General features: G+C 59.9%; 11 protein-coding genes. 4 read left to right on the top strand and 7 right to left on the bottom strand.

Features of this window, described 5'->3' with window-relative positions; translation table 11 throughout:
• Positions 1-3: 3 nt before the first annotated feature.
• Both P8K07_15995 and P8K07_15990 read right to left on the bottom strand, forming a co-directional pair.
• Positions 4-1,311, bottom strand: a complete 1,308-nt coding sequence (locus P8K07_15995) for an MFS transporter (GenBank protein ID MDG1960027.1) — start codon at positions 1,309-1,311, stop codon at positions 4-6.
• A 74-nt stretch (positions 1,312-1,385) separates the two neighbouring features.
• Positions 1,386-1,964 (bottom strand): GreA/GreB family elongation factor, encoded by a 579-nt coding sequence (locus tag P8K07_15990; protein ID MDG1960026.1) that lies wholly within the window; start codon positions 1,962-1,964, stop codon positions 1,386-1,388.
• A gap of 54 nt (positions 1,965-2,018) precedes the next feature.
• On the opposite strand from P8K07_15990, the gene P8K07_15985 reads away from it, so the two are divergent.
• Positions 2,019-3,218 (top strand): oxygenase MpaB family protein, encoded by a 1,200-nt coding sequence (locus P8K07_15985; GenBank protein MDG1960025.1) that lies wholly within the window; start codon positions 2,019-2,021, stop codon positions 3,216-3,218.
• Positions 3,219-3,255: 37 nt separating this feature from the next.
• Here P8K07_15985 and P8K07_15980 read toward each other — a convergent pair whose 3' ends face one another.
• Positions 3,256-5,445: a hypothetical protein gene (locus tag P8K07_15980; protein ID MDG1960024.1), complete on the bottom strand. Its 2,190-nt coding sequence runs from the start codon at positions 5,443-5,445 to the stop codon at positions 3,256-3,258.
• A gap of 136 nt (positions 5,446-5,581) precedes the next feature.
• Here P8K07_15980 and P8K07_15975 point away from each other — a divergent pair, with 136 nt between their 5' ends.
• The 3 genes from P8K07_15975 to P8K07_15965 are packed head-to-tail and all read left to right on the top strand — an operon-like array spanning position 5,582 to position 8,594.
• Positions 5,582-7,093, top strand: a complete 1,512-nt coding sequence (locus P8K07_15975; GenBank protein ID MDG1960023.1) for an NAD(P)/FAD-dependent oxidoreductase — start codon at positions 5,582-5,584, stop codon at positions 7,091-7,093.
• A 55-nt stretch (positions 7,094-7,148) separates the two neighbouring features.
• Positions 7,149-7,592, top strand: coding sequence for a hypothetical protein (locus P8K07_15970; protein MDG1960022.1), 444 nt, complete (start codon positions 7,149-7,151; stop codon positions 7,590-7,592).
• A gap of 27 nt (positions 7,593-7,619) precedes the next feature.
• A complete protein-coding gene (locus P8K07_15965; GenBank protein MDG1960021.1) occupies positions 7,620-8,594 on the top strand; it encodes an LLM class flavin-dependent oxidoreductase in 975 nt (324 codons plus the stop codon).
• A 50-nt stretch (positions 8,595-8,644) separates the two neighbouring features.
• Here P8K07_15965 and P8K07_15960 read toward each other — a convergent pair whose 3' ends face one another.
• From P8K07_15960 to P8K07_15945, 4 genes are all read right to left on the bottom strand, one after another.
• Positions 8,645-9,616, bottom strand: a complete 972-nt coding sequence (locus tag P8K07_15960) for an aldolase catalytic domain-containing protein (GenBank protein ID MDG1960020.1) — start codon at positions 9,614-9,616, stop codon at positions 8,645-8,647.
• A gap of 192 nt (positions 9,617-9,808) precedes the next feature.
• Complete coding sequence (locus tag P8K07_15955; protein ID MDG1960019.1) at positions 9,809-10,024, bottom strand: hypothetical protein; 216 nt, start codon at positions 10,022-10,024, stop codon at positions 9,809-9,811.
• A 156-nt stretch (positions 10,025-10,180) separates the two neighbouring features.
• Positions 10,181-11,977 (bottom strand): M3 family oligoendopeptidase, encoded by a 1,797-nt coding sequence (locus tag P8K07_15950; protein MDG1960018.1) that lies wholly within the window; start codon positions 11,975-11,977, stop codon positions 10,181-10,183.
• A gap of 61 nt (positions 11,978-12,038) precedes the next feature.
• On the bottom strand, positions 12,039-13,709 hold the full coding sequence (locus tag P8K07_15945) for a SulP family inorganic anion transporter (protein ID MDG1960017.1): 1,671 nt from the start codon (positions 13,707-13,709) through the stop codon (positions 12,039-12,041).
• Positions 13,710-13,746: the final 37 nt, after the last annotated feature.

The raw sequence follows: 13,746 nt of genomic DNA, 5'->3' as shown, positions 1-13,746 counted from the left end.
CTGCTACTCGTCCAGCCTCTCGGCGCGGTAGCCACCCTCACGGCGGTCACGGAGCCAGATCAAGCCAAAAATCAGGACCAGAACAGCGGGCAATAAAGCGTTCGTTTCGAAAGATGTTTGGGCTGCCTGAGAGAGGATCCCCTGCTGCGCCACCGGGCCTAATTCTGCGAGGGCCTCGACACTTCCGGCCAAACGAATCTTCTCCGCGTCAAAGATGCTCCCCAGCATGGGCAGAACAAACTGAATGGCCAATGCGCCGGCCACACCCAAAAGGCCGATAAAGAGTTCGCCACCGCGGGGAAAGCGCTCGGAAACAGTCGCGAGCATCGTGGGCCAAAGAAAGCAGACACCAAGTCCCCAGACAGTCGCCGCCAAAAGCCCCGACCAGGGATCACGAGCCCTCGCGAGAAGAAGCAACCCGAGGCCCGCCAGAACCGAGGAGCCCCACAATAGAGCAATGGGGGAGCCGAGGCGATGAACGAAGGTCCCCGCGAAATGGCGAAAGACAAACATCATCCCGCTGACGTAAACGAGAAGCCAGATCCCGCGCATCCCGACAGTCCGCGTCAAGGTGAAATCGATCCATTGGCCGGGAGCAAGTTCCGAACCCGCCGTCAAAAACATGCAGAAGAAGAAGACAAGAAACATCGGCCGTCGCGGGATCTCCATCCACATCTCTCCCCAGGACACTCCGCCCGCTGCACGTTCGGTCTCGGGAAACGTCGGACGCCAGCAAAGGGCCATGGTCACCAACGCCGGCAGCATGACGAACCCGAACTGCGTGCGCCAACCCAGATCCAGGGGGAGTGCCCCGATAATGCCGCCGATCATGACACCAGCGGGCCACCACGCATGCAGGACATTCAGCCGATGCGTTTTTTCTTCGGGATAGAGTGCGGCGACCAAGGGATTGGAGGCCGCCTCGACAAAGCCCCAACCAAACCCGGAGAAGAGATAACCGATCCGAAGAAGCTGATACGCCTCGTCGGCCGTACCCCAACGGTCGGAGAAAACCACCAATGCGGTTCCGGAAAAAAGGCTCAAGCCGGCAAGAAAGAGGGAGCGGCCCATCCCGATCCGTTCGAGGAAAACGCTCCCGAAAAAGAGCGTGAAGGCAAACCCGCTGAAAGCGATCCCCAGGACCTCCGCGGTGAGTCGACCTGAATTCGCCGCATCCACCTGACTGAGAATTTCGGCATCGATGCCGCCGGCGATTGCCCCCCGCAAAGAGAAACTAAGCCCGGCGGTAAAAAGTGCCAACGAGCTCAGGAAGAATAGACGACTGATATTCGGATCTCTTTGCGATTCCATTTCACGCCCCTTTCGACGCCGCGAATCCGACATCTACAGTGGCGCGTCTCACGACAAGGGGCGTTCGTCAAACTCTAGGGGAGGGTGTGGTTGGGGTCTCGAACAAAAATCCCCACGATGACCGCATCAAGGTCGCCGATCGGGCGCTTGATCAAGACCTCATCGTCCAGGGATTTACCCAGAAGAGCCTGCGCCATCGGAGAATCCGTGCTCACGTAATTTTCGCCGCGGTCGGTCTCGTCGGGGCCGACAATGCGAAAAGAATGACTTTCGTCGTCGTCATCCTCGATCTCGACCCAACACCCGAAATGAACTCGCCCATCATCCGGTGCAGGCTGCGGGACCGTCTCCAGGACTTCGAGGCGGTTCCCCAGAAAGCGCATCTTCTGGTGAATCTGACCGAGTTTCATTTTCCCGTAGATATACTCTGCGTTCTCGGAGCGATCACCCTCGGCGGCTGCGATCCGTACATTTTCGGCCATCACCCGGCTCTCGGCGCGCAACTCCTCCGCCCGCTCCTCGAGCAGGCGCTTCCCTTCCGGTGTAATTCGACCCGGTTTTCGGGAGGTATCCGGTCGTGTTCGTGTTCGAGTGCCCATATCGTCAATTTCTCTGAATCCAGTATCGAGTTCCGCGGACGCAAATGCCAGCACCGGACTTCCCCTTCCTCCGGGCTCTGATAGATTGAGATCTCCGGAAAATTTTCGATGAAAAACCTGTACAAAATTATTCCCCCCAGCCGCGCTCGCTACAGTGGGCGTTTCACTCGCGAACTCCTCGACGAACTAATGTTTCGTGGCGATCCCGAAGCCGACGAAGCGACGGTCGCGCTGCAGGAAGAGAAATACGACCCCGACGGGTCACAGCTGCAGAACCTCCGCAAACTCGCGCAGGATGGCGAATCGCGAGCGGTGGCGTTCTTTGAGCGGGCCGAGCACCGACCGGACTGGTTTCGACCGGAGTTGATCGAAAAAGGCCAAAGCGTGGCTCTCAGCTTCTCGCATCATTACGGGATTTCGTTGATGCATAGCCTTTTTTCCGGAGCGGTCTTTGGAAGAGCGACGCTGGTCACCAACTCGACCGGCCGTCTCGGCAGCAACCCGGCTCGGCGAATTCAGGAGACCGGCTCTTTCATCGGAGCGATCCTGGCGCCCGGTGGGCTGGAGCCAGGAAATCTGGGCTTTGAAACTGCGGTACGAGTGCGCCTGTTGCACGGATCGATCCGCTCCTGGATCAAGCGCAGCCCCGGATTCACCGAAGCTTACGTCGGCGAACCTCTGGACCAGACGATGCTCGCGATGACTCTTGGGCTTTTTGATTACCTGAATCTGCGCTCGATGAGCCGCCTCGGCGTGCCGCTATCCCGCGAGGATATCGATGCCCATCATCACCTATGGCGCTACGTCGGCTACTTGCTCGGCATCGAGGATGTCCTGCTCACCGAGTCGATCGAAGAAGAGCGTGACCTCTGGAGTGCGCTGGTCGCACACCAGGCATTCCCGGACCTTTTCGGCGAAACCTTTCTGGATATCGTCGTGGGTACCGTTGCTCAACTCATGCAGACGGGTGCTCTCCCCGACAGCGTTGTCCGAAATACGTTCCTCCACCTCTCCGGCGGAGAGTGGTTCCAGACATCCGAGAGCCTGCTTCCCGATCCCTTCCTGAGTGCATTTCGCGCCGGCAGCTTTGCCGTGGGCAGTGCCCGCCAGTGGGTTCCCGGTGTCTCGGACGCCATGCAGATGTATGGTGCCGGCGCTCTGGGCAAAGCGCGGCAAATGGCCGAGGAACATAAGTTCGGCGTGACTCTCGAACTCGAGGAGAACGCTGCAGAGCGAGAGGCCTTGTTCCAGAGTCTCGCGACCGGGATCCAGGTTCATTTCAAGGACGTCGCCGCGCCGACACTCTGAAAATATGCTCCTTGCGTCTCCAGAGACCTGCTCGCGTTCAGAAGCGCGCACCCGGGACCGGTCCAATCGGAAAGAGCCGACGGGCTGTGGCCAACGGTTGGTCCTGCCCTTGCTGGATTAACTGGATCTCCAATTCCCAGGATCCCGTCACTGCCGCCGGCGGTGATACCGCAATCGGGACGAGGACATTTTCCCCTGCCGGAATATCGTCGAGGAGGCGGGACATGGGTTCCGCCACCCCCCAAGTGCCGCTGTCGGCGCGTCGCCAACGATACGTAATCCCGACCAGGCCCTCTGGCAGCGCGGCCAATGCCGGCAGATCGCAGGACGACCCGTTCCGGACCAGAACACCCATCCGCACGCCCACAGGCAGACGGGAGAATCGATCCGGCGCTTCCATGATTTCCAGAGACAAGGGTCGGCATTCGGGAGTGATGGGCTCAATCGCGATGCCCGTGAAGGTTCGAGCTTCCGCGGCGGGCTTCCGAGCCAACCGTTCCTGCCAATCCTGCTGTGGGGTTAAATCAATCCGATAGAGTTCGTCAGAGCCAAAGGTCCCGACCAGCGCCAACTCCGAAGGAACCGGGCCCTCCCACCGGGGAGCTTCCTTGGGCGACAAATCGTCGCGATGCAACAAAATCCAGCCAACACCCGTCAAATCCACAAGACGCTGCAAAGCCTCGGGATTCGGTAGATTCAGGATCGCCGGATAGAAGACCGCGGCGGCTGGCGGCGGGTAGGCTGTGTAGCCGTTGAGCAGTGGTCGCCAATGGCGCGTACTGTTCATCATATAGCGACTGTTGCGGAGGTTGGCGCCAAGGTCGCCGATCAGACGGGTCGGTCCGGGGAGCTCCAGCAGCGCCCGACCACCCTCCTGCGCCGCGAGGAAATCATAGGCGGCATCCGCCCCGGGTTGGAATCCGGCCACCATCGTCGCCCGAGGCTCACGCGACGCCCCCAACACGCAGACAACCGCGAGCGCCATACCTCCCACCAACTGCCGACTCGGCCGCCAGGTTCGGAAAATCTCCGCGACCGTGAAACCGGCCAGCGCCGACAACCCCGCCGCCACCGCCGCCGCAAATCGAATCGGCACACGCATCGAGGAGAATCCCGGAATCACCCACTCGAATGCGGCATAGAGCCCGGGAACTTCCATGCCTCCCGGAAGCTCGATGACCGGCCCGAGTCCCAGCCAGAGCCCGACCACGACAAAGACGCCCAGGGCGCGCACCGGCAGAGCGGCGCGGAACCGCAGATCCATATCGCGCGCCGGGGCGAGTCGGAGCAACCACCCGTAAACGGCGAGGGCAACGGGAAGGAATCCGACCCAATTCAAAAAGGCGGCCGTGGCATACCCGGATAATGTCCACGACCCGACCCGCACAACTGCCGGATCTCGAATCGGGATCATGCCGAGGCTGCGAGCCTCGAGATAGGGTGCCGCCAGAGGCAAAAGAAGAAGCACGGCGACCCCTCCACCACCTAATAAACCCAGCACCTCCTGCCATCGTGGACGCCCCCCCTCAAGGAGGCGAACCAGAGCATAGATCGGCGTCAAAATGAGCGTGAAAAACCCGATATAGACGCAAGCATAGGCTTGCGCCGCCAGGCTCAGGCCGAGACCGATCGCCCAGCGCCAACGACCGGAGGCCAGCCAGAGATCAATCGAAAGAAGAGCGAGAGGGAGAAAGGCCGTCCCCAGATATTGGGGCTGCGCCAGCGTGTCCGTGCGAAAGACGGTGAAGGTATACGCAGCCCCGGCGAAGAAGGCCGCCGCGGGATTTTTCGTATGGTAGCGCACGTAGAGGAACATCCCGAGACCACTCAGCGCGAAAGACTCCAGGAGGTAAGTTTTGAACATCAGCAAAGCGCTTCCACCGAACGCGAGAACCGGAGCGGTCCAGGGGACATGGGCCAGCATATTTTCGGAACCGAGAATCGCGCCGGGAGCGGGATGAAAGATATTCCCGGAAAAAATCATTGTCGGGTCCACAAGCGCGGCGTGCGCCACCCAGCCCAAAATCCAGATATTCAGGAAAAGATCCGCATGAGTCATGGTCGCGTAGGGGCCTTCCCATGCCGGCAGGAGGTCGGGGGCCAAAAACCAGGGACGCAAAACCCAGGGAACGGCCACAGCATAAAGGAAGACGACAACCAGAGCCTCGACCGCTCCGTGGAAACGTCCAGCCGCGTGTTTCCGGGAGGAATTTATAGATTCCACCATCTCGCGCCCAACCTAGCCGGAGCGGTGAAGGCAGGCAATTCGACCGGCAAAACGGGATTTCTACCGATCAGCCCGGTAGGCTGTCCGCCACCAAAAGAGACCTTTCCTCCCATGTCGGATTCGCTAGAGTTTATCCATGAAGAATGATCATCTCGATGTTCTGATCGTCGGTGCCGGCCTCTCGGGGATTGCCGCCGGCTATCATCTCCAGAACGAATCTCCCGATCGCAGCTATGCGATTCTCGAACGTCGGGAAGCGATCGGCGGCACCTGGGATCTGTTTCGATACCCCGGTATTCGATCGGATTCGGATATGCATACTCTGGGTTACAGCTTCCGCCCGTGGCGGAGCCCGAAAGCGATCGCCGATGGTACTTCGATTCGGGAATACGTTCAGGATACCGCGCGAGAGAATGGCATCGACAAGAAAATTCGCTACGGCCTGAAAGTTGTCAGCGCATCCTGGTCCACGCCCGATGCGCGCTGGACCGTCGAAGCCGAGCGAACCGAAAGCGGCGAGAAGGTCGAGCTCACGGCCAACTTCCTCTTTATGTGCAGCGGCTACTACAACTACGATCAGGGCTATACGCCGGAGTTTGAGGGAATCGCGGATTTTGGTGGCCGGATTGTTCACCCTCAAAAATGGACTGACGATATCGACTACGCCAACAAAAAGGTGGTCGTCATCGGAAGCGGCGCAACCGCGGTCACTCTGGTTCCGGAAATGGCGAAGACCGCGGCGCACGTGACCATGCTGCAGCGCTCTCCAACTTATATCGTGTCGATGCCGTCCGAGGATGCCACTGCCAACTACCTACGCAGCAAGCTTCCGGAAAAAATCGCCTATGCGCTCACGCGATGGAAGAACATCCTCTCGTTCTCGGTCATCTTTCGCCTCTGCCGTCGCTATCCCGCGGCAATCAAGAAAAAGCTTCTGCAACAGGTCCGCGAAAATCTTGGCGAAGGTCACGACATCAAGCGAGACTTCACCCCGAGCTACAACCCCTGGGACCAACGGATGTGCATGGTCCCCGATGGCGATCTGTTCAATGCCATCAAATCGGGTGAGGCCTCGATTCTGACCGACAAGATCGACCGGTTCACCGAGACCGGATTGCGATTGCAGTCCGGCAAGGACCTCGACGCCGACGTGGTGGTCACAGCCACCGGCCTGAATTTGCTCTTCCTCGCCGGCCTGCAGGTCAAAGTGGACGGTGAGGAAATCAAGCTCTCGGATTGCCTGACCTACAAAGGCGTGATGTTCAGCGGGTTGCCCAATCTTGCCATGACAGTGGGCTATACCAACGCCTCGTGGACCCTGAAGTGCGACCTGACCTGTGAATACGTCGCAAAAATGCTCAACTATATGCGCGATCACGACTACAAGCAGGTCTGCCCCCGCACGGATGGAAGCGTTATCGAGGACGAAGATATGCTCCCGCTGACTTCCGGCTACATTCAGCGATCGATCAAGGATTTCCCGAAACAGGGATCTCGCGAGCCATGGAAATCCTACCAGAACTACCTGCGTGATATTTTCATGGTCCGCTACGGGAAGCTTACCGACGATGCTCTGGTCTTTTCGTCGCCCGACGCGACCGAGGAGACGGCAGACGAGGAACTCCGCTCCGAGGGCGCTGCTGCCTAGCGACTTGCTCACGAGAGGAAAAACCGCTTGCATCGCCGTCGGGGGAATTGAGGGGATGGCTTGGGCGGCAAGATGGCTGGATCGAATCTTCATTTATGAAGCAATCGGTCGCAGCGGTGTGACTTACCTCGACCGGTGGGTGCTCGGGAAAGTGGGCGATCGAAGGCTCTATTTGCATCACTTTCGTCTCGACGACCCGGAAGAGCCACATAACCACCCACGGATCTTCCTGAGCTTTCTCTTTCGTGGGTCCTATCAGGAAGAAGTTTTCTATCCCGAAGGCCGGAAGGAGACCCGCCAATTCAAGGCGCCACACCTGCGGCGGTTTTCCCCGGAGCACGCACATCGAATTTCCCAGTGCACCGGTGCATGGTCGCTGGTGCTGGTGGGCAAACGCCAACAAGATTGGGGTTTCCGATCCGGCAGTCGCTGGATCTCCCCGGAAGAATTGGAGGCCGGACGCAGACCTGCGCCGCCGGACCCCACCGGGGATTGTTGAATCCACGCGAGCAGATTAAGAAAACGCATGGAATTTGGCATTCAGCTGGTCGGGAATACACCACAAGATATTTTGGATATGGCGGCGCTTGCCGAAAAAGTCGGCATTCGGAACGCCTTTGTTCCGGACCACTTCGCCATGGAACTCCCGGGCGGGACGGGACTGTCTCCGGACCAGCCGGTCTGGGAAGCAGTCGCTGTCATGGGTGCCATGGCCGAGAGAACGTCCAGCATCGAGATCGGCGCTCTGGTCCTGTGCAACCTTTTCCGCCACCCCGCGCTTACCGCGCAGGCGATGGCGACGGTCGACCAAATTTCGCAAGGCCGTGCCATTCTCGGACTCGGTTCCGGCTGGACCAAGGCCGAGTTCGACATGACCGGTGTTCCTTTCCCGGATATCAAACCTCGGCTTCGACAACTCGACGAATCGCTTTCTGTCATCCGCTCGCTTTGGACCGAGGAGCGCACCAACTTTGACGGAGAGTTCTACCAGCTTCGCGATGCCTTCATTCCAGCACGTCCCAAACGGCAACCCTCACCGCCCATTCTCCTTGGCGGCGGCGGCAAAGGCCTGCTGCGCATAGCGGCCCGGCATGCCGATCTGGTCAACATCGTTGTGGAAACGGGCAAAGCCGGCACCGTGCTGCTGAGTGAAGTGACCAAGCTTGCCGAGGATGCCTTCCGGCAAAAGGTCGATTTCGTGCGCGAGGCAGCCGCAGGGCACGGCCGCGAGGTCGAGATCTCGACCACCGGCTTCATGACCATCCTGACCGAAACCGAGGAACAAGGGGATCAGATGGCCGCCGCCGTGGCCTCAGGATTCGGCCTGGACCCGACCATCGCCCGCCGGATGCCTATTTCGCTTGTCGGCACGCCTGCGCAGTGGATCGAGGAACTCAAACGGCGAGAAAAGGAGTGGGGACTCAGCCATATGGTGCTGTCCGGCGGCATGGATGCCCCCACGCTGGAAAAGTTCGGGGAAGAAGTTCTTCCCTTCGTTTGATGAGCGCCGGAGTCGCTCGGATCACCGAGCGACTCCTCACGCGGACAAGCCTAATCCAGAGAGGCCTCATCGAGCTCCGTGCACTCGAGGAGAAAATCGTAGCAGAGGTCCTTGTCCTCACCCTTGCCACGCTGCTTCATGGCTGCGCGCGGGTGCTGGTTGAGGCATCCTCCGATTCCGTAGATATCGTTATAGCCCCATTCGATCTGCTGCCGCAGGGCGAGGAATTCTTCCTGAATACAACGATAGACGGGACGGACATCGAATTTCGGGTTCTTGAGAAATTGCAGCAACAATTCGAGGTTGCAATTGCCCGCCCCGCGACCGATCCCGTTGACGGTCGCGTCGAGCAGATTTACGCCGTCGATAATGGCTTGCTGCGTGTTCGCAAAGGCCAGCTGTTGGTTGTTGTGGCCATGGAAGCCCAGCTGCTTGCTCGGTGCATGCTTCCTGTACAAGTTGACGTAGGCTGTGATCTGCTCGGAATAGAGCGATCCGAAGCTGTCGACCAGATAGAGAAAATCGACTTCGGCCACCTCGTTGACCTGACCGAGTCCCTCGATCAGGTCGCTCTCGATCGCCGCGGACGGCGCCATGATATTCAGTGTCGTTGCGTATCCCAGATCCTTGGTGCGACGGACGAGATCGATTCCCTTGTCGACGTCTGCGACGTAACAAGCGGTGCGCACCATATCGATCGCCGACTGGTCGCGCGGGCGTAGTTTGGAGACGTCCACCCGGCCGACGTCGTACATAACAGCGACCTTGGCTCGCTGTTCGCCGTCGTGCGAGTCAATGACGCGCTCGATATCGTCGTCCTCGCAGAAGTTCCAACAACCCCACTCGGCCTTCGAATACTGCTCGCTGACCTCCAGCTTCTTGCCAATTTCCCACCAATCGACGCCCGACTCGCACGCCGCTCGGTAACAAGACTGCACGAATTTATCGGTGAACTGGTACTGGTTGATCAAACCGCCGTCGCGGACGGTGCAGTCAAGAACCTGAATCTCTTCGCGATACACGAAAACTCTCCTCAATCGTTGGGGGTTGAGACCTGCCGGCGTAACCGAGCCGGCTAGCCAAAAACTAGTGTTACCAAGAGGAAACGCGAAGCGCGATCCCCCGGAGTTCGGGAACGATTTCGGGAAAGTCGACCGGCGCGGTGGCCGACGATCGCGAGGCCCGCAACCGCCGAACCGACAGCCTCAGCGAGATCAGCGAGAATGGCGACCGCTTGCCTGGCCGGCAAAAGCCGTCCGGGGCTGAATCTCGGCCGCGGATTTCATCTCGTGGGACACAACAACGCAGATGCCTTCTGCGACCAACTGCAGGGCTCTCTCGTCGGGAAGATTGAGCAAATTACGGGCCCTGTCGAGCACCTTTTCGGGAACTCCCGGTTCCCTGTCGAGCATACGAACCAACATTTTCATCCCTCCTCTCCTGCCTGAACTCTGTCTTTTCACCTCAGACGAGCCCCGGGGAGGACTTGTTCAATTCAAATACGAACTCTTTCGCCACGATTGTCGAAATCCGGGTCCGCGCGGATCCGATACCCTAAAATCGGAAGAAAAGATGCCCTCTTGAATTTAAAATGCCGAACTCGCGTAGATTTCAAAATCTTCGGCCACTCGATCGATGGATTCGTTCCAAAATTCCGGTGCCTCGAGGTCCACGCCGAGGTGGCGTTGGGCGACCTCCTCGGCCGTCGCCGAGCCGGTATCGCAAAGCAACGCCTCATATCGAGGCAGAAATTCGGCACCTTCGTGCTGTGCCCGGGCAAAGATCCCCTGACTGAAAAGGTATCCGAAAGTGTAGGGGAAATTATAAAACGACAGGCCGGAGATATAGAAATGGAGCTTCGACGCCCAAAAGTAGGGGTCGAGACCTTCCGGGTCGATGGTATCGCCGTACCAATCGGCCTGATGCTCACGCATCAACGCACAGAGGCGATTCGCCGACACTTCGCCAGCCGCTCGCTCCTCGTAAAAAGCCTTCTCGAAGGTAAAGCGCATGGTGGTATTGAGCAGAAAGGCGGTCGCATCCGACAGGCGTCCATCGAGGACCTGAGTCCTTTCCTCCGCGGAGGATTGAGGATCCGAGAGAATTCGATCCACCAGCACCTGCTCGGCAAAAGTGGATGCCGTCTCGGCCAGAGTCATGGGATAGCCTCGCGCCCACGGGCGCAAATCGCCCATCACCCGGGAATGCCAGGCATGCCCGAGTTCATGAGCCAGCGTTGAGACATCGCCCAAGGCGCCATCGAAGGTCATGAAAATCCGGCTTTCCTGCAAAAGAGGGGACGAAGAACAAAAGCCGCCCGGACGCTTCCCGGCTCGTGGCGTATGATCGATCCACTTTTTCTCAACCGCTTCTGCCGCAAAGGCACCCATCGTCGGATAGAACCGGGTGAAGGCCTCCTCCACTCGACCGGCGGCCTCCGTATAAGAGATTCGCCGCGCGCTCGAGGCCGCCAAAGGCGCCTCGAGATCCGAGAAGGCAAGCGTCGGCAAACCCATCCGCCGCGCGCGTTCCCGCAAAATCTTCCGTCCGACCTCGGCCCGCGATCGAGCCACCCCGATCATCACCTCGAGCGTTTTGCGTGAAATTCCGGAATCGAGGCAGGCGGGATCAAGAAAATGAGGAATCCCGCGGCGCTCATAGAGAGTCAATCGGGTACCCGCAATGGCGTTCAGGCTGGCCGCACAGACCTCCGCTTGTTCCTCCCAAGCCTCGTTGGCGCCACGAAAGGCGGCGCGCCGACACACCGGGTCGACATCTCCCATCAAGCTGCGTGCACGCGACACGGGCAAGCGCTCCGGCTCCTGCCCGGGCATCGCGAAGGTAAACATCAGGGAGCCGGAGATCTGATCGTAGAGCCGCCCCCACGCGCCGATCCCATTCACACCGAGATCGGCCGCAAGACCTTCACTGGTCGCATCCATACTCTCGAGCGAGCGGCGCCGGGCCTGTTTCAGATAGTGCCGGACCGGAACGAGCGGCTCGCGCGCCAATAATCGGGCGAAATCCGCATCCTCGGCATCGCGAAGAGCGGCCCGGAGCCCGATCAGAGCCTTCTCGATCTCGGCGCGAAGCTGCGCGGACCAGGCGACATCCCGTTGAATTTCCTCGTTATGAGCATCCGCCGCCGACAGACAGCCAAGGTAGGAACCCAGATGTCGGTTCTGCGCCACGACCCCTTCGAGGCGCAGTAACCAGGACTCCCAGCCTTCGAGATGCGGCAGCGCCACGGGACCAAGGCCGGGCAAGGACTCACACAGACCTTCCACCGCGGTCGAGAGGTCTTCCCGGAAGGAGCGATAGGCCGCCCCACCAAACTCCGGGAAGTACGAGGTCATATCCCAATCTGCTGCCGCATTCGTCATGCAATTCCTCTTCTTCCCGAACTCACCGGTTTGATCGAGCGCTCACTGCTCGGCTCCGCCCTCAAGGATCTTCCCGGTGGATCTCCGTGTCCGCAACCGGATCCGCATCTCGGGAAGCAATATATTCCATCAGCGGACAATCGCTTCCATGGTGGTCGTGCGCCAGAGCTTCCCCCAAAGCCTCATCCATGGCCGCAAACCATCCCGAGCGGCTGGGGAAGATATTCTCCTCCCCGATCTCGGCCGCAACTCCCGTGCGCTCGAGCAACGCCAAAGGGTCCGGGAGGAGTCCTACCAGCAATAAACGCCCCCCTCGCTGGCGTAAGCGTCGTCCCGCTTCCTCCAGAACATGCGCCGCCGAAAGATCCATTCCCTGAGTCCTTTTCAAACGGAGGAGAAGGACGCGAAGCGCATCGTCGGCCAAGGCCTCATCCAGAGCCGACTCCAGCTCCCCCGCCGCACCGAAAAAGAGCGGGCCTTCGGCATGCAGGACGCGAACAACACGACAACTTCGTCCGTCCACCTCACGGAGATGGCCCTGTTGGTCGACGTGCAACTCACGAACTACCAGGAGGCGAGCCCGGCGAAGAAAAAGCACCAGGCTCACACCGACCCCGAGATAGATCGCTTCATCCAACCGCAAGGTCCAGGTTCCGACGAACGTCATCAACAGAGCGGCGGAGTCCCCCAGACTGCCACGCAACGTGCGCCAGATCGCTCGGAAGTTTACCAGCTCCCACGCCAGAACCAGAAGCATTCCCGCGAGAGCGGGAATGGGGATCGCGTCCACCAGAGGCGCGGCGATCAGCACCATCACGATCACCAGAAAACCGGAAGAAACCCCCGCCAGACGGGATCGTGCCCCAGCGCTGTAATTCAGCATCGAACGGGCCAGACTTCCGCTGACCGGGTAGCCCCCGACAAAGGAAGCGGCCAAATTGCCGAGCCCCTGCCCCACGATCTCTCGATTGCTCTGCACACGCTCGCCGCTGGCGGCCGCCAGACTGCGGCCCACAGCCGAGGATTCGACCAGAGAGAGCACGGAGGCAGCAATAGCCGCTGGCAAGAGAGCCGTATGCGTCGCTACGGGCAGCTGGAACGGAAGCGTGAGCGGAGGCAGGCTTGCGGGGATGGCCGCTAGGTCCCCGATCGTGCGAAGCGGCAGGTCGGCCAGCGTCACGCCGGTCGTCATCGCTAAAATAGCGACCAGCGCAGCAGGAAAGAAATGGCCCAGTCGCCCGAGGAGAATCATCAAGATAGCGGTCCCGATTCCTACCGTGAGATCCGTCGTGCTGGATAAATTCGGCACCTGCCCCCAGACGATCAGCGTCGCCGCTCCGGTGATATAGCCCAGAACGACCGATGACGAGATATAGCCGACCGCCACTCCGAGTCGGAGGAAACCCGCCATGATTTGAATCAGGCCGACCCAGAGAGCGAGAGCGATCGCGACCGAGGCCGCATCCACCCCTTCCGACACCGCGAGGACGCCGGTCGACGAACCCACCAGCAGGGAGAGCGCATTGGAGGGACCGGCGATCACATAACGAGAGGATCGAAAACAACCCGCGACGATTGCCGGCACACTGGCCGCGTAGAGTCCCATCACCGGGGGAAGACCGGCGATCATCGCGTAGGCGACTCCTTGCGGAATCGCCAGTGCCGCAACAGCCAAGCCGGCCCCCAGATCCTGCAGCACGCTTTGAGCGCTATATCGACTGGCATTTCCCATGCTCCAGGCAAAGGTGCCAAAGCTCGCACCAGAAGGC

This window comes from Candidatus Binatia bacterium, from assembly GCA_029248525.1.
In the GTDB taxonomy this organism is placed as follows: domain Bacteria; phylum Desulfobacterota; class Binatia; order UBA12015; family UBA12015; genus UBA12015.
Note: the sequence above shows the minus strand (reverse complement) of the source record. Positions and strands in the feature narration are given on the sequence as shown.

Coding starts and splice junctions, on each gene's coding strand:
- P8K07_15995 (MDG1960027.1), bottom strand. CDS start 1,311: ATGGAATCGCAAAGAGATCCGAATATCAGTCGTCTATTCTTCCTGAGC.
- P8K07_15985 (MDG1960025.1), top strand. CDS start 2,019: ATGAAAAACCTGTACAAAATTATTCCCCCCAGCCGCGCTCGCTACAGT.
- P8K07_15980 (MDG1960024.1), bottom strand. CDS start 5,445: ATGGTGGAATCTATAAATTCCTCCCGGAAACACGCGGCTGGACGTTTC.
- P8K07_15975 (MDG1960023.1), top strand. CDS start 5,582: ATGAAGAATGATCATCTCGATGTTCTGATCGTCGGTGCCGGCCTCTCG.
- P8K07_15970 (MDG1960022.1), top strand. CDS start 7,149: ATGGCTTGGGCGGCAAGATGGCTGGATCGAATCTTCATTTATGAAGCA.
- P8K07_15965 (MDG1960021.1), top strand. CDS start 7,620: ATGGAATTTGGCATTCAGCTGGTCGGGAATACACCACAAGATATTTTG.
- P8K07_15955 (MDG1960019.1), bottom strand. CDS start 10,024: ATGAAAATGTTGGTTCGTATGCTCGACAGGGAACCGGGAGTTCCCGAA.
- P8K07_15950 (MDG1960018.1), bottom strand. CDS start 11,977: ATGACGAATGCGGCAGCAGATTGGGATATGACCTCGTACTTCCCGGAG.
- P8K07_15945 (MDG1960017.1), bottom strand. CDS start 13,709: ATGGGAAATGCCAGTCGATATAGCGCTCAAAGCGTGCTGCAGGATCTG.